This window comes from Sphingobacterium sp. UBA1498 (assembly GCF_002325125.1).
Classification (GTDB): Bacteria; Bacteroidota; Bacteroidia; order Sphingobacteriales; family Sphingobacteriaceae; genus Sphingobacterium.
In genome coordinates this window covers 57,764-74,239 of sequence record NZ_DCRG01000039.1, presented here as the reverse complement: position 1 = coordinate 74,239, position 16,476 = coordinate 57,764, and the positions used below count along the sequence as shown (strand labels likewise).

Below are 16,476 nucleotides of genomic sequence, written 5' to 3'. Positions count from 1 at the left end.
CTAGTTGCAATCAAAATGCTCAGCGATATTATTTACAAACAGTATTCCGTTAAACTACGATTCTCATTTTATTATACAAAGAGTCACGTCCAAATTATGGCATAAGTTCTTTTTCAGCAAGTGAAATCCAAACCAATCAAAAACGCCAATTTACTTAAAAACAGGGGTAGGCGACAAATTTATCTTCGTTTGTTGCTTGTTTTTTAGCTCGAATATCACCAGTTCATTGTGGTCGGGTAATAAATATTCTGACGGGATTAACAATGATTGTTGTTTTTCTTCTTCCCAATAAGACCCTAAATATTTTTGATTTATCCAAACTTCTCCCATCCCCCACCCTGTCATATTAAGATACTTGTTTTGTGACGGATTAATTTCGAACTGACCCTGGTAAAAACCAGGGCCACTAGGGGGTGCACTTCGTTCAAAAATCAGATTCTTAAGTGGATAATTTCGTGCATCCAAGGGGATCATTTTCCAGTTGTGCAGTTCGTTTCCAGCTAAAGTAACCGCACCAAACAACCCCTTTGAATTGTCTGTAATTTCTGGCCCATAGGTGATTCGCCCGATATTCTCGACATAAAATTGAAGTATATGTGTGCCTGAACCTGTTTTAATCACCAGTTTTTTATCTTGATCCGTCAGAGTTCCCTGTAACATGCCATCCACATAGACCACCGCATAATCGCGTACATTCTCTAATGCTAGTTCTTCACTTTCGGCATCCGTAGTAATCTCGGTCTGATAAAGCACATAGCCAAATTCGACGTTCAAATCGTTAAAAGATAACGGACTTTTAGCCTCGACGGTTTTTTTATAGATCTGCGATACTCCGGCTTTCCATTCTACCATCACTTCTTGTGCCTTTAGGGATTGCCCTAACAAAAACGCTGTTAGCGTCCAGATAAATGCTCTTATCATCGTTTAACTCTTCTTTACTTGATTAAAAATGATTGAATAAAAGTCTCATCCACGGCTACTTGTGGCGAGAATTTCGCACTTTTTACATAGTTATCCATACTATACAACAATTGTTGGGTGGCCGGGCGGTTATCCATATCGGTCTTTGTATCTAATGCCATTACCAGAAGTTTTCCACCGTTCAGTTGAGCTTCGAAACCTATACCTAATTTTTGGTTGTTATCATAGCTGTCAATGACTTGTATAAACGGACGAAGTTGTTGTGGGGCATCTTGCATTTCGATTACTTTTGCATGATTGAGGATATCCCACCATTGCCAATCAGTATGGTATGAAGTAAGGAAATCTTTAAACATGGCCTGTTGATGATGGACCAGGTTGCCGATCGTCATTGGTGCCCAAGCAAACATAATAGGGTTCCAAAAATGATTATGAAATAGTGATTTTCGACCTTTTATTTTGTCTGGCGAAGCATAGAGAACCACCGTTTTTCCCTGAGACAGCTGGCTTTTTGCAACATCATCATAGACATCGGTGTACAAAACCTTATCTGTAGACTGCATCAGATTTTGATGTTTGGGATATACCCAAATGTCCCAGCTATTTTTAATAGAATCATTAACTGCAAGATGAACCGTAACCTTTTGGCTGCGGACATTTTTTAGGGGAATCTCAAATTCACCCACCGGCGATACATTTTCGTTGGCAATGGTTTGCTTTTTAAGCGTACCCTTTTGCAATACACTGCCTGCGGTATCCGTCAACCACCATTTAATTGTGGCATTTTCGAGTACGGAATTGCTAAAGTTATACACTTCCGCTTTACCTTTAAATGTTTCCGTATTGAAGAAACTGCTTTTTTCGTACCGCAGTAATGCGACAGTGGGCGCGCAAAACTCGCGGAATTTATCGGCAGTAACCAGTCCCTTTGAGTCCCAGAAGGGATCAAAAATACCGACTGGGGCGTAGCCTTGCCCCGGAAAATCGTTCATCGACAAGAGCTGGAAACCAGCGGATTTACCCGAGCGCAATAAGGCTTCGATAACGGCTTTGTATTCCAGTACCGTCAGCGCACCAGATGCCCTAAAGAAATCTTTTGCCTGATCCAACATGCCATTCTTTTGCAATAGGTCTCGAAAAACCTCAAAATTTCGGGCCTCCACGGGACTGTTTGCATATTTCTTTATCTCATCAAAATTTGGGTAGATACAACGTTGTCCCGACTCGTGCGAGATAACAGGCACATCTACATCAGATTCCATGTTCTTATCCCAGTCGGTGCCGGGTAGCCCCTCATAAACCTTCACCGCACCTTTATTGGTTTGTTGCGATACGTAATATTGATCTGACTTAACCCGTGTTCGCGCCGTAGAACCACTATACAGATGGCGCGGATCAGCTTTTCTACCTTCCGCAGTCAATTCCTCAATAAAGTCGAAATTGCCTGTAATTTCATTGCCATTGCAGTAAAGAACAAAAGAAGGGTGATTGCCATATTCTTTTAAAATAGCTTTAATTTCCCGGCGGAAAAAGTTATATCTTGCTTCGTCCGGTTCGGCATCTTTGCCCCACATAGGCATTTCCACCTCAAAATATATTCCGTGTTTGTCTGCCATGCGAAAGGCAGCAGCCGGAGGGCACCAAGAATGGAAACGTAAATGGTTCATGCCGTAGTTCTTCATCAGCATCATAATTCTTTCCCAAGAGCCATCATCAAGCGGAGCATGTCCTGTTTTTGGAAAAACCGCATTTTCTACATTACCTCGTAAATGTATCGGATGATTATTGAGCAGTATATGATTTTTTCCCTGCTTTACTTCGCGCATACCAAAGGTGGTCGATTTCTCATGCTTATAGCTATTGTTACCATCCGAAGTATTCAACTGGCAGCTAATCCGATAGAGATTTGGGTTAAACTCATCCCACAGTTTAATGCGTTTTCCTAAGGGAATATTGGCCTCTACAAAATTTACCGAATCAGTACTTACGATGGCAAGCTGATGCTTGAGACTGTAGTTTGTTCCGGCGATAGCAAAGGATACCTGACCATTTATCTGCTTTTTAGTCGTATTATTTACCTTTAACTTTACTTTTATAGACTGATCGGCTATGTTGGGATATACCTGAAAATCGTCGACGTAAACCGGATCTACGGCCATCAGCTTCATATCACCCAAGATGCCATTCCAGTTAATTTGCGTAAATTCTGTATGCGCATGATTCCATTTGTGCGTATTGTACTGAAATCGATTATCAATACAAATGGTAATGCGATGCTTCTTTCCCGGTTTTAAAAATGCACTCAAATCGTGGTTGTGCGGCACGCTGACATAATCGATGCTGCTAACTTCTTTGGTGTCTACAAAAATCGAACTCAACCAATGGGTACGTTCAAAATAGAGAAATATTTTTTTCCCTTTCCAGTCAGCAGGGATTTCGATATCACGTTGGTACCATGCCGGACCCATGTATTCATATTTTCGGGTCAGACGGTCAATATATTTATAGGGAGTTTGATACCCTATATGATAATCATCTGTAATACCCGGTAGTTTAATCGTCCCTTGTAATACGTGATTATACCGAGGCGACAGCGAGCCCCTACGAAAATCCATCACATCAGTCTGGAACCCCCAAGTACCGGATAAATCCACGACATCTTGCGCTTTCAATAACGCTGTATGCACTAAAAGCCACAGTAAACATATTAGTTTAACGTATTTGAATATACCTGTTTTGTATGTGTTCATTTTGTGTGTTACTCTTTTCTCTACTTTCATTCATTTCTATAAATTATTCTCATAATATTCCTTTATAAGATACCATGCTTTCTTTCGATAACCTTGGTCCGATACTAACCCTTTTCGATTCCATCCCCCTTGGTTAGTCGGATGAAAACGGAAAGGCGAACGGAAATCAAATAACACCCAAGGTGAAATTCCGCGTAGGTTTGGGATATGCTTAAACATTTGCAAGTTGTCTTTGTATAAAGTTGCTTGGTAATCTTCACTCCATGAACTAGCAACATCCTTTTCGCCGGTTTTTCCATAGAGGGCCTCTCCGCCGAATTCAGAGATAATCAAAGGCTGCCCTTTTGCCACATCCCATACAGCTTTATCAGGGGAAACCGGCCAATTGTGGTACCAGCCTAAATATTTATTAACCGCTACCACATCCAGCTCTTTAATGAAAGGGTCGTCCATGACAAAGATTTCTTTTTCTTTATTAAAACGAACCAGGTCAAAAGCAGCCGTAATAAGTCGCGTTGTGTCCATAGCTCGGCATGTTGCAATCAAGTGCCTGATGAAAGCATTTCTTTGTTCGGAAGGTTGGGTTTCGTTAGCTACCCCCCAAAAGGTAAGTGCACAACGGTTTTTATCACGCTCGATCATTTCACGCATCATTTTAACCGCTTTTTTCTTGGTCGATTCATTTTCAAAATCGATCCCCTGCCAGATGGGAATTTCCTCCCATAACATGAAACCCATTTTTTCTGCCATTCGCACGATATATTCATTCTGTGGATAATGTGCCAAGCGAATCATGTTACAGCCCAAAGCCTTAGCTTCAGAAAGTAACATCAACGCATCTGACTGCGAAAAAGCACGGCCCTCACGTTGAGGTATTTCCTCATGAAATGAAATCGACTTCAGAAAAATAGGCTGGCCATTCAGCAAGATATCTTCCCCCTTCACCCAAATATTGCGAAAGCCGATCTCCTCTTCTATTTCGTCAGTTTGGGTAGATATCTTGACATGATATAATTTTGGTGCAGTTGGCGACCAACGCTTGATTTCTGTTGATGTAAAAGACGTTTTTACTTCTCCCAAAGCATTCGTCTCAAGTGTTTGTTTCAATCCTAATTCTGGTATTTCGATGGTTACGGAAGAATTGGCCAACTTTTCTGAAAGTTTTACCTGAGCATTGATTTTATTGCCTTTGGTTTTGTCCAATTGGATAAAATAATCGTCAATAAAAACTTTCGGTGTACTAACTAGAAAAACATCACGGGTAATGCCGCCGTAGTTCCACCAATCAAACGCCATTGCTGGAATGGCATCTATCCGACGCGTATTATTGACCTCAACGACCAAAAAATTATCATTTTCTTTCACAGCATCTGTTATTTCAACCTGAAACGGAGTGAAGCCTCCTTCATGTTGTCCGATCTCTTTGCCATTGAGATAAATGCGACAACGGTAACTTACAGCAGTAAAATATAAAAACAGCCTATTTCCGCTTGCTTTCGCTGCATCGAACTTGCGGCCATACCAAATGGTACCCTCATAGTATTTAAGTTCGGGCATCTGGCTGTTCCAATCCGAAGGCACGTTTAAACGAATACCATTTTCGAAGGCATATTCGTAGAAATCAGTCTTATTTTCGGGCTTTTTATTGAGATAGATTTTGTTTTTTCTACCCTGGTCATACAAGTCGACAATGGCATCCCACTTACCATTTAATAACTGTGCACGCCTACCATACACATTAATCATATTTTGCTGAGCAACAAGATGAAATGCGAACAGATTAAAAAATAGAGATAATACCAAAGATAGATTGATCAGCTTTACCATAATAGATGTTATTTTTTATAGAATCTTCATTTTCTATTTTACCCGTATAACCGACAGTTTGGTCCAGCCCTGCGGAGTTAATTCTTCATTGAGTGCGAGTTGAATTGCTGGTTTACTATTTTTTGTCGTATCCACAATGGCGACAGCCCAGGTGTAAATTCCCGCAGGTAGATCTATTTTTGCTTTTAGGTTGTAATTCACACCAGCACCTTTCAACCATACAGACGGTTCGCTCTGATGATCAATAAAAATCTTCTTCACATTCCCGCTAGCATCTAACAACGCAAAAGCTACTTTATATTTGTAGTTCCACTGTGGAATATTATTTGGTAGATAACCCCAGCCCATATTCTGCCAACGGTGAGAAATTAATGCTGCAGCACCGGAACGGATATCTTGAGGTAATTTGATCTGGTCCGGATAGACACGATATCCCCCCTCTGAAGTAAACCGTTGAACCAGATCAAAGGACTTAAACCAAGACTCAGTTTCCCCGCCCGCTCTGAAATCCATCATGTTCACATGAGCTTCAGCCGACAAATCAAACTCGCCCTTCCTTACATCCTCGTCGTGTCCTTCTCTATATTTTCCACTGGGATCTGTCCAATAACGATGCTTGCCCGGAGCAATAATCCAGCCGCCCTCCATAATGATGGGCCGTTTGAAATTCCATTTCTTGGCAAAATTCTTTTCCCAGTCCTGATAATAGCCTGTCATACCAAAAGCATCTTGGCGCAAACTATAACCTTTATCAATAGCTTTATCCAATAAGCGTTCGCTGTTTGGATTTACAGCTCCCCAACTTTCGGGATGCCCAACCAAACGGTGATAGTTAATAACTAAAGGTACTTCGGTGAAGGCTTTAGCATATAAGTTGGTTACCCAATCCAAGGTCTCTTCCTTTATTTTTTCAGTACTTTCGGGAGTTGCTGTTTTCGGATCTTCATAAACTACATAATGTGCCTCGCCCCATTTTCCCAAGCCATAAGCGTCAATAAATGAAGTTTTTTCAGAGTCATTAAATTCTTGAGCTAACGCGGTTATAAATTTGCTATAGTACTTTCTGAATACCGCATCCTGCGGATAGGGAGTTTGCCTATCTGGATGGTTTTCATTTTCCAGATAATATTTAGCGCCTTGATCAAAAACAAATTTGGGTGTATTTTGACCTTGGTCGCGGCCATCAACCACAATGCGAAGCGCGATGGGCAGCCCTCTCTTTTGCGCTCCTTTCAGAAGCTTTCCTATTTTAGAACTCGGGTTATCCCAGGCATAAACACCGTCACTGGGATTCAGCGATGACCAACTTGTGCGTACATAACATGCCGAGGCGTAATCAATGACCTTTACTTTTTTACCCAATGCTGGTACAAAATATTCGATATCCCAATACGTATCATCTGCATTCCGCGGCGCATACATTACCCAGCCATTTAAAGGATTGCGCAAGACTGATTGGCCATCGTACTTTGGCTTCAATAGGATATACGCTGAGCTGTTTGAATCGCTCTCACTTTTATTTTTTTGAGAAAAGCCAGACAACGTGGATGTACAAAATAAAAGTGATAAAATACTTATTATACCATGAGAGATTATTTTTCTGTTTATCATTTCGTATCAGAATATATTATTATGTGTATTGGTTATTGGTTACTGTATTCCCCATTTACGCAGCCCACTACTACAGTTTATAACTTATTGGGCTGGTTTAATAATAAAATGATTTATTGAGGTACGGTACAAAAATAGCTATAGTGGATTTCCACTAGGGTACTGAATCGTTCAGAAATGGTTCATTTTTGTACAAAATGGCTCTAATCGTCTCATTTGAAACAGCGGTCGATGAAATTAATGTAAAGGTCCTTAGTCTCCCATATTCTTGTATGCTGAATACGTTAGAAAACTTGCTGAACCTCATAGCGCTAAGATTCGGCACAAAACATGCTAAAAAAGACGATTTCACCCCCTTCTTTTGCTGTAAATCCCCTCGAATTATACAGTTTGTTGTGACGATAATTGTATTAACATAACTCAATTTATAACCAAAATTCTTATTAATGAAAAGATGGAAGAAGATTAAATCTCGTCTAGGAATTTTTATGTTTCTAATGACGGCAACTTGTTTTGCAGCCATTGCTCAACAAGTTCGGGTACAAGGAAAGGTCTCCTCAGAAAATGACGGTACAGCTTTATCAGGCGTCACGGTGAGTGTTTTGGGAGGCACTCTTCGCGTATCTACGGACGGAAATGGTCGATATGTACTAAATACCAGTAAAACGGCAACATTAGTATTTAGTAGTGTCGGCTATGCCCGCCAGGAAATTTCCTTGATCGGAAAAAAAATAGATGCCAACAACACCATCACCTTAGATGCTCAAATCAAACTAAACGAAAATGTTATTGATGATGTTGTTGTTACGGGTTTTGGACAACGTGAAAAAAGAGCGTCTGTCGTCGGCTCGGTAACCACAATTAATCCCAAGGAATTAAAAGGACCAACAAGTAACCTGACAACGATGCTTGCGGGAAGGGTTGCTGGTATGATTGCCTTTCAACGGAGCGGTGAGCCTGGATCTGACAATGCCAATTTCTTTATTCGGGGACTTGGAAGTTTCGGAACTGGAAAACAGGACCCGCTGATTCTTATCGATAACATCGAGTCCTCACCTACCGACATGGCCCGTTTGCAACCAGACGATATCGCGAGCTTTTCTGTGCTCAGGGATGCCAATGCAGCAGCCATGTACGGTGCCCGCGGGGCAAATGGTGTTGTACTGATCACAACGAAACTGGGGAAAGAAGGTGCTACAAAATTCGAATTCCGCACCGAAAGTAATATTTCTACGAATACACGCAATTTTAAATTTGCAGACAACATCCGCTATATGGAAATGGCCAACGAGGCTTATCTAACTAGACCAGCAGATGCCGCCAGCGGACAAGGACTTCCCTATTGGCAGAACAAAATTGATCACACACGAGCCGGAGACAATCCGCTACTGTATCCAAATAACAATTGGATTGACCAACTCATAAAAGACTACACATTAAACCAGCGCAACAACTTAAATATCAGTGGCGGTGGAGCAAAAGCAAAGTACTATCTGTCGGGAACCTATAATATCGATAATGGTATTTTAAAGATGAATGGAATCAACAATTTCAATAACAATATCAAGTTAAAAAATTATTCAGTCCGTTCGAATATTGATATCAACTTTACGCCTACTACGGTTGGTATTTTACGGGTATACGCGCAATTTGACGATTACAATGGACCTATAGGTAGTACAGATGAAAACGGGAGCCGTATCAACGGCGGAGCAGCTACGTTCAGACGGGCAGTATGGTCGAATCCTGTCATGTTCCCTGCGATCTATCCATCTTCGTATATGCCTTATATGAATCATCCTTTATTTGGTAATGCACTCAATAGAAATGGTGGTTTATTTGTAAATCCGTATGCCGAAATGGTCCGTGGTTATCAAGAGTTTAATACCTCTACAATAATGCCGCAAATCCAAATTAATCAAAATCTGAATGCATTGATTCCAGGTTTGAGCCTTACAGCCATGACTTACCTAAAACGCTATGCCTATTTTGAAGTAAACCGAAAATATAACCCTTTCTATTACACCGCATCTGCTGATGCCTATGGCGATTTAAGCCTGCGCGTCATGAACGATGGCTCACTGGGATCGATCGGTACGGTCGGTACCGAATACCTCGATTATTCGGAATCTGCAAAAGAAGTCAACTCGATGTTTTACGCACATGCAATTGCAAGCTACAATCATGCTTTTGGAAAGCACAACGTAGGAGCCACAGTTATCGGTTTAGTTCAGAATTCATTGAGTGGGAATGCCGGAAACTTGCAACTCTCGCTGCCTTCACGTAACATCGGTCTTTCTGGTCGCTTTTCTTACAATTTCGATGATCGTTATATTGCCGAATTCAACTTTGGTTACAATGGTTCGGAACGCTTTGCCAAAAATCGTCGCCTAGGTTTTTTCCCTTCCTTTGGGCTTAGTTACAATATATCCAACGAAGCATTTTTTGAACCTGTCAAAGACGTCATCTCAAAACTGAAAATTCGTGCAACGCATGGTTTTGCCGGCAACGACCAGATAGGCCGTTCGGAAGATCGCTTTTTCTATTTATCGGATGTAGATATGAACGCTTTTCCTGTCGGATTTGGTGAACTTTCGGGCTACAACAGACCAACTATTGCCATTCGTCGTTATGCCAACCAGGATATCACTTGGGAACGATCACGGCAGACAAACTTAGGACTCGAGTTAGGCCTGTTCAAAGACCTTGAGCTAAATGTAGATGTATACAAACAGGTACGTAGCAACATTCTCACTGGACGATCTTATATACCGAGTACTATGGGACTTCGTGCTCCTATTGTTGCCAATACGAATAAAGCCGAAAGTAAAGGAGTAGACCTTACGCTCAATTATAACAAAAATTTCGGTGACAGCTGGTACATTCAGGGACGGGGAACGATGACTTACGCCGTGAGCAAAAAATTGATTGTGGATGAACCTGCTTACAAAGAGGCTAGCCGCTATACGGTAGGAACTTCAGCATCCCAAGAGTTTGGTTACATCGCTGAGCGTCTATTTGTGGATGATCAAGAAGTACTGAATTCTCCGGTACAGTTCGGAAAACCAGGCTTGGATTATCTTGGCGGAGATATCAAATACCGTGACGTCAATGGCGATGGACAGATTACAGACCTAGACCGTGTCGCGATAGGTTACCCAACGACACCTGAAATGATCTATGGATTTGGTGGTACTGTGGGTGGAAAAGGCTTAGACTTCAGCTTTTACTTTCAAGGTTCTGCACGCTCTTCTTTTTTCATTAATTCTGAGAATATCTCTCCTTTCTATTTAAATGGTGGTTCACAAAATGGCCTTTTACAGGTCATTGCTGATAGCTATTGGAGTGAGGAAAATCGCAATCTTTATGCCTTCTGGCCTCGCCTAAGTGAAAACATTATTGCAAATAATAATCAAAGAAGTACCTGGTGGATGCGCAGTGGAGCTTTCTTGAGATTGAAAACAGTCGAAGTCGGCTATACTTTTAAAGAAAGTTTGATGAAACGTATCAGAGCAAAAAACCTACGGGTTTATGCCAACGGAATGAATTTATTTGCCTTAAGCTCCTTTAAGATGTGGGATGTCGAAATGGGAGGAAAAGGAATAGGCTATCCGATTCAGTCCGTTTACAACATTGGTTTACAACTGGGCTTTTAATGTTAACTACAACCGAGAAATAATGAAAAATAAAAATATGAAAAAGACAGCAACCTATTTAGCATGCCTCTTGTTTAGTGCTTTTGGTGTTTCTGCCTGCAAAGATTATATCGACGTCGTTCCGGATAATGTGGCGACAATTGACAACGCCTTTTCCTTGCGAAATGAAGCTGAGAAATTTCTCTTCACTTGTTATGCATGGTTACCAAATAATTCGGATGCTCAAAGCAACATTGGATTTCTTGCTGGCGACGAAGTCTGGCTACCTGTCGCCCAACGTGAAATCTATCCGGCTAACAACTGGCGAATCGCGCGCGGTGGGCAAAATGTCAACCAACCTCTTGTAGACTCCTGGAGAGGTGGCTTATGGACCGCTATCCGAGATTGCAATATCTTTTTGGAAAATGTTTCTGATCTATCCAAAGTACCTGATCTCTCAGTTGATGATCGTTCGCGATGGATTGGAGAGGTATTGTTTCTAAAAGCGTACTACCATTATTTGTTATTCCGTCAATATGGTCCAATTCCTGTGGTTGAAAATAATATATCACTTGATGCAAACCAGTCAGCTGTACGCGTAGAACAACGTCCTGTAGATGAGGTTGTCAATTATATCGTTACTTTGTTAGATTCCGCAGCGCAAAAAGCTGTCCCCTTAATTATTCCGAACAAAGCAGCAGAATTGGGCCGGGTGACTAAACCCATCATTCAGGCTGTAAAAGCTGAAGTATTGCTCACTGCGGCAAGCCCATTATTCAACGGAAATACAGATTATCAGTCCATGCGAAATAGCAAAGGTGAACAGCTTTTCAATCCTTCATACGATGCCTCAAAATGGACCAAAGCTGCGGAGGCCGCTAAAGTTGCAATTGAATCTGCCGATGCAGCGGGTATCCGCTTCTTCCCTTTCAATAAGGCTGAATATGGGCAGTTTAAGATGAGCGATGCAACAGCAAAGGTGCTAGGTATTAATTTAGCTTTCAATGAGCGCTGGTCTGCTGAACACATTTGGGCAAACCCTAATTATCAGGCATGGAATATACAGCGAGACGCGATGCCGCTGTTAACTCCAGAGGCAGTGGTCGGTACAGCAAGGCAGCACCTCAGCGCACCACTGAAAATTGCAGAAATGTTTTATACAAAAAATGGTGTACCCATCAACGAGGATAAAACATTAGACTTTAACGATAAGTCAACCTTACGTGTGGCCACCTCTGCAGATCGCTACTATATCAAAGAAGGATATACCACGGCACGTTTAAACTTTGACCGCGAGCCACGCTTTTATGCTGACTTGGGTTTTGACGGTGGTATCTGGTTTAAGTTTGATACTAAAAGCCTCTCAGACGAGGATACTTATTATGTGCAGGCAAAGTTAAATCAGCCTGCCGGCGCGAATAACCATGGATGGATCAATGAAACTGGATACTTTCTTAAAAAATTAGTCAATTGGGAACAAGCATTTAGCAGCAACGGAGTCAGTTATAAGTCCTACCCTTGGCCGAACATGCGGTTAAGCGACATCTATCTGATGTACGCAGAAGCATTAAATGAGGCAAATGGTCCTTCCAATGAAGTATACACGTATTTAGACCGCATTCGTGAACGTGCAGGAATCTCTGGAGTACTATCTTCTTGGAGTCAATTTTCTTCAAACCCTGACAAGCCGACGACAAAAGAGGGTCTTCGCGAAATTATCCAACGCGAACGCATGATCGAATTGGCCTTTGAAGGAAAACGTTATTGGGACTTAAGACGCTGGAAATTGGCCGTTAAATACTTCAACCAAAACATTACCGGATGGAGTGTAAACCAAGAGGTCAGTGCAGATTACTACCAGATAAGAACCTTATTTCAGCAGACATTTGTAGCGCCTAGAGATTATTTCTGGCCAATTGCTCAAGGCGAATTAACCGTAAATCCTTCCTTGACACAAAGTCTTGGATGGTAGCCCTTTTCAATTTTATCCTTAAAGTCATAACGAAATGAATATAAACAGAAAACTGATGCAGGCTATATTTTTCTTCTGCATCTTATTCCAAAACTGTAAAGAAGAAATTCAGGTTGCCCCTGTCGTAAACAGCGCAGCGCCAGGTCAAGTGAGTAACGTGAAGGTAGAAAACTTGGCTGGGGCCGCACGGATTACCTATACCTTACCAAAGGATCAGGATCTATTATATGTCAAAGCTGTCTACCAATTAAAATCGGGCAAAGAAATGGAGGTGAAATCCTCCTACTATAACAACTCACTGTTGGTGGAAGGTTTTGCAGATACAAATCCACATCCAATTAAACTTTATGCCGTAAATAGAAGTGAAGTCAGTTCGGCGCCGATCGAAGTCTCCGTAACTCCTTTAGAAAACCCGATCTGGAATACTTTCCGAAGTTTGGAGGCCATTCCAGCTTTTGGTGGCATTCGGATCACGGCTGAAAACGAGTCAGAAAAAAATTTAACGGTGATGGTGATGGTCGACTCGTTGGGTGAATGGGTGCCTTCTGTCGATAATATCTATACCTCCGCTAAACAGATTTCACGTACGATCCGTGGTTTTGCTCCTAATCCCAAACAATTTGCGATTACCGTGAGAGACAAGTACATGAATTTTACTGATACACTGGTCACCACCTTGACACCGCTGTTTGAACAGCCACTTCCAAAATCGAGGTATACTGCAGTTACACTACCGACGGATTCTAAACAACAATATTCTTCTACGGGACTTTCTAAAATGTGGGATGGGGACATTATTAACTGGCCCAACATATCGTTGACTGATGTCACTGTGAACGGTCCACAATGGGTTACATTTGATACCGGTACGCTGGCCAAAATGAGTAGGATTGTCATCTGGGACTATCCTGAATATACTAATAACGGCCGCATGTACTATTATGGGGGTAATGTTCGGTTTTTTGAAGTATGGGGCTCCGACAATCCTCCTTCGGACGGAAGCTGGAACAACTGGACGCGTTTGGGTACATTTGAAAGCAAAAAGCCCTCTGGATTACCTATGGGACAACAAACAGATGAAGATTACCAACTCGCCAATGCGGGTTTAAGCTTTGACTTTGATGTCAGTGCGCCAAAGGTGCGTTATCTGCGCATCAAGACTATTAAAAATTGGCAAGGATCTTCTTTTATGTCCATCGCCGAGCTACAGGTTTATGGCGATCCACGTTAAGATCACTTTTTTATTATCAATTAGACTATGATGAAAGTACCACATATTAAAACATTCTTTATCATGCCCTTGCTTAGCATGGCCATGCTTTCTTTCCTTTGCTGTTCAAAGAGTGATGATTATAAAAAGTACCTGGAAGGCGGTGAAATTTCCTACACCGGCAAAATTGATTCCGTAAAGGTCTTCTCGGGTAAAGAGCGCGTCTATATTACTGGATTATTTATGGCAGACCCCAAGGTGGAGCGTCTCAAAATATACTGGGATAATCGGCAAGATTCGACTGAGGTAAAAGTCAATCGTACAGCAGGCGTAGATACCTTAAAAATTTCGCTCAAGATAAGCGAAGGGGTACACAATTTTGAACTTATCACCTACGACGCCCAAGGCAACAAGTCGCTAAGTGTATTTAAGACTGGAGTATCTTATGGTGAACGATTTAGTTCAGGTCTTATCAACAGACCAATGTATGCTGTTGATTATTTCGCAGGAGATCAAAAAACCACCGTCAGTTGGGGGGGGATCGATCTGACCAGCGGTGCTCAGTTTACGGAAGTGGAGTACACCAATACTTCCGGTAAATTGATTACACAAAGAGACTCCATTAAACTTGGGAAAAGTATTTTAGCAGACTTTATGCCTGGCAAACCATTGCGCTACCGTACATTATTTGTTCCGGATTCCTTAAGTATAGATACATTCTACACAAATTATTCCGCAAATATATCGCCTAAGGAGGTCTATCTAAAAAACATGAACTTTCCTTTCGAAACATCCGCAATGGGCGGCGATCGCTGGGGTACACCGGCTGTATGGATAGTCAATGATGCAGTAAAAAATTTCAAGACTGCAGACGGAAAATATTATGGTGGAATTGAGATTCGCGATAAAAAAGCCTGTTTATCATTGGAAGCCGGTTGGTGGCAATGGGCTTCACCGTCACCCAACTTAGCGCCAATAGTAAATGGTAAAATTTATCAAACGACCAACCTACAGCCCGGAAAATATCGTTTTACCCTCTCAAAGATTGACAAAGGCAGCGCTGGTATCGTTCACCTCATCGCCGCAAAAGGCAATGCCTTGCCCGATCAATCCGCCTTGAATACAGCCTTAGGCTTTCAAACCCTATCTGGAAGCAGTGCAATATTCGAATTTACCGTAACAGAAGCGGGACCTGTAACCTTAGGTTTTCTCGGAAACATGAATGGAACCGCATCAGACGGCTCTTATTTTAAAGTTTCTGGCAATATGATCTTTGAAAAATTATAACCAAAATAGATGAATAGATTAGTTTTTTATGTCTTTTTTACAGCCTGCACTTTAGCAGGTTGTAAAAAGGCTACTCCCGAAAGCAGTATGGTAACGCCTACAGAAAAAACAGACGATAGCGCGCTTGCTGAGCTTGGTAAATTAGCCTTTTCCAATATCACCACTACAGGTGCTATGATTACAGGAAAAGTGCTCAACAAAGGTGGTGCACTTGTTACCAGTCGTGGCATCTGCTGGAGTAAAGATCCGAATCCGACAATCGACAATAATCCGATGGAAGCAACTTCCAGTAAAGGTTCTGGTGAATTTAGTGTGGCACTAACAACCCTTGCTCCCTCGCAAACATACTACATTAGACCTTACGCCAAAAATAAGGGCGGAATTGCTTACGGTGAACAACAGGTGTTGACCACTGCCGATATACAATCGGTTACCTTTGGCACTAATCCGATCTTTATTGTGGGATCATCAATGGCTTATTACGACGTCAATATAATCAGTAGCGGCGGTGGCGCCGTTACCGAACGAGGGATATGCTGGAGCCTACAGGAACAACCCACCTTAAATGATCACAAAGTGACGAACGGTTCGAAAGGTACTGGAAAATTTAGAATAGGTATACTCAACCTTAATCCAAGCACGAACTATCATTTACGCGCTTATGCGATCAATGAAACCGGTGTAAGCTACGGTCCAGATATTGCGTTCCATACGATTGCTAAGGGTAAAGTAACCTATACGTTTAATAAAGCCGATAACCCTACGGCCCAACAGCTTGCTGCTTATCAACGATTGCAAGTGGCCCTTGACAGTGCGGTGTGGTATGTCAATAATTATACTTCTGCTACCAAACACATTTATCTCAACTACGACCCAGGCGTGCCGACAGCCGACGCCAACAATGAGGGTTGGATGCGATTTGGTTCGGGTGAAGGGTACCAAAACATACGTACCATGTTGCATGAGATGAATCATACCTTGGGTACTGGAACGACAAGTTGGTGGTCGCAGGCCATTATAAATGGCAAATACAGTTTAGCAAACGCCAACAAAACACTAAAAATGATCACGCTAGACGAATCAGCTGTGCTAAGTGGCGATAGCATGCACTGGTGGCCTTATGGCTTAAATCAAAATTCAGAAGTCAGTTCTAGTTGGGACTATGTCTACAACTGTCTGCTCATAGAAGCTATGCGTAAAGACGGTATGACCAGTCACAGTGGACCTTATTAATAGCTAGCTGTACACAAACGAAGAGCAGAA

At 41.9% G+C, this 16,476-nt stretch carries 9 protein-coding genes; 5 read left to right on the top strand and 4 right to left on the bottom strand.

From position 1 onward, the window contains the following. Positions 1 to 150 precede the first annotated feature (150 nt). Genes B3139_RS20625 through B3139_RS20610 form a run of 4 tightly spaced genes read right to left on the bottom strand, consistent with a single transcriptional unit; the run spans position 151 to position 7,109 of the window. The gene (locus tag B3139_RS20625) at positions 151 to 921 is read right to left on the bottom strand and encodes a hypothetical protein (protein ID WP_293885435.1); all 771 of its coding nucleotides are present in this window, start codon (positions 919 to 921) and stop codon (positions 151 to 153) included. A 14-nt stretch (positions 922 to 935) separates the two neighbouring features. Continuing rightward, a complete protein-coding gene (locus B3139_RS20620; RefSeq protein WP_293885433.1) occupies positions 936 to 3,671 on the bottom strand; it encodes a sugar-binding domain-containing protein in 2,736 nt (911 codons plus the stop codon). A gap of 36 nt (positions 3,672 to 3,707) precedes the next feature. Further along, the gene (locus tag B3139_RS20615; protein ID WP_293885431.1) at positions 3,708 to 5,498 is read right to left on the bottom strand and encodes a glycoside hydrolase family 2 protein; all 1,791 of its coding nucleotides are present in this window, start codon (positions 5,496 to 5,498) and stop codon (positions 3,708 to 3,710) included. A 33-nt stretch (positions 5,499 to 5,531) separates the two neighbouring features. Then, the gene (locus B3139_RS20610) at positions 5,532 to 7,109 is read right to left on the bottom strand and encodes a DUF4832 domain-containing protein (protein WP_293885430.1); all 1,578 of its coding nucleotides are present in this window, start codon (positions 7,107 to 7,109) and stop codon (positions 5,532 to 5,534) included. 446 nt (positions 7,110 to 7,555) lie between these two features. Here B3139_RS20610 and B3139_RS20605 point away from each other — a divergent pair, with 446 nt between their 5' ends. Genes B3139_RS20605 through B3139_RS20585 form a run of 5 tightly spaced genes read left to right on the top strand, consistent with a single transcriptional unit; the run spans position 7,556 to position 16,446 of the window. Next, positions 7,556 to 10,765 carry a SusC/RagA family TonB-linked outer membrane protein gene (locus B3139_RS20605; protein WP_293885428.1) on the top strand — a complete coding sequence of 1,070 codons (3,210 nt, stop codon included), beginning with the start codon at positions 7,556 to 7,558 and terminating at the stop codon, positions 10,763 to 10,765. Between the two features lie 37 nt (positions 10,766 to 10,802). Beyond that, entirely contained in the window at positions 10,803 to 12,716 is a 1,914-nt protein-coding gene (locus B3139_RS20600; protein WP_293885426.1) for a RagB/SusD family nutrient uptake outer membrane protein, read from the top strand. 34 nt (positions 12,717 to 12,750) lie between these two features. Then, the gene (locus B3139_RS20595; RefSeq protein ID WP_293885424.1) at positions 12,751 to 13,947 is read left to right on the top strand and encodes a DUF5000 domain-containing lipoprotein; all 1,197 of its coding nucleotides are present in this window, start codon (positions 12,751 to 12,753) and stop codon (positions 13,945 to 13,947) included. Between the two features lie 27 nt (positions 13,948 to 13,974). After that, positions 13,975 to 15,213: a DUF4998 domain-containing protein gene (locus B3139_RS20590; protein WP_293885422.1), complete on the top strand. Its 1,239-nt coding sequence runs from the start codon at positions 13,975 to 13,977 to the stop codon at positions 15,211 to 15,213. Between the two features lie 9 nt (positions 15,214 to 15,222). Continuing rightward, the gene (locus tag B3139_RS20585) at positions 15,223 to 16,446 is read left to right on the top strand and encodes a hypothetical protein (protein ID WP_293885420.1); all 1,224 of its coding nucleotides are present in this window, start codon (positions 15,223 to 15,225) and stop codon (positions 16,444 to 16,446) included. The last annotated feature ends 30 nt before the right edge of the window (positions 16,447 to 16,476 follow it).

Excerpts from the sequence above, each read along its gene's own strand:
- B3139_RS20625 (WP_293885435.1), bottom strand. The coding sequence starts at position 921 with ATGATAAGAGCATTTATCTGGACGCTAACAGCGTTTTTGTTAGGGCAA.
- B3139_RS20620 (WP_293885433.1), bottom strand. The coding sequence starts at position 3,671 with ATGAACACATACAAAACAGGTATATTCAAATACGTTAAACTAATATGT.
- B3139_RS20615 (WP_293885431.1), bottom strand. The coding sequence starts at position 5,498 with ATGGTAAAGCTGATCAATCTATCTTTGGTATTATCTCTATTTTTTAAT.
- B3139_RS20610 (WP_293885430.1), bottom strand. The coding sequence starts at position 7,109 with ATGATAAACAGAAAAATAATCTCTCATGGTATAATAAGTATTTTATCA.
- B3139_RS20605 (WP_293885428.1), top strand. The coding sequence starts at position 7,556 with ATGAAAAGATGGAAGAAGATTAAATCTCGTCTAGGAATTTTTATGTTT.
- B3139_RS20600 (WP_293885426.1), top strand. The coding sequence starts at position 10,803 with ATGAAAAAGACAGCAACCTATTTAGCATGCCTCTTGTTTAGTGCTTTT.
- B3139_RS20595 (WP_293885424.1), top strand. The coding sequence starts at position 12,751 with ATGAATATAAACAGAAAACTGATGCAGGCTATATTTTTCTTCTGCATC.
- B3139_RS20590 (WP_293885422.1), top strand. The coding sequence starts at position 13,975 with ATGATGAAAGTACCACATATTAAAACATTCTTTATCATGCCCTTGCTT.
- B3139_RS20585 (WP_293885420.1), top strand. The coding sequence starts at position 15,223 with ATGAATAGATTAGTTTTTTATGTCTTTTTTACAGCCTGCACTTTAGCA.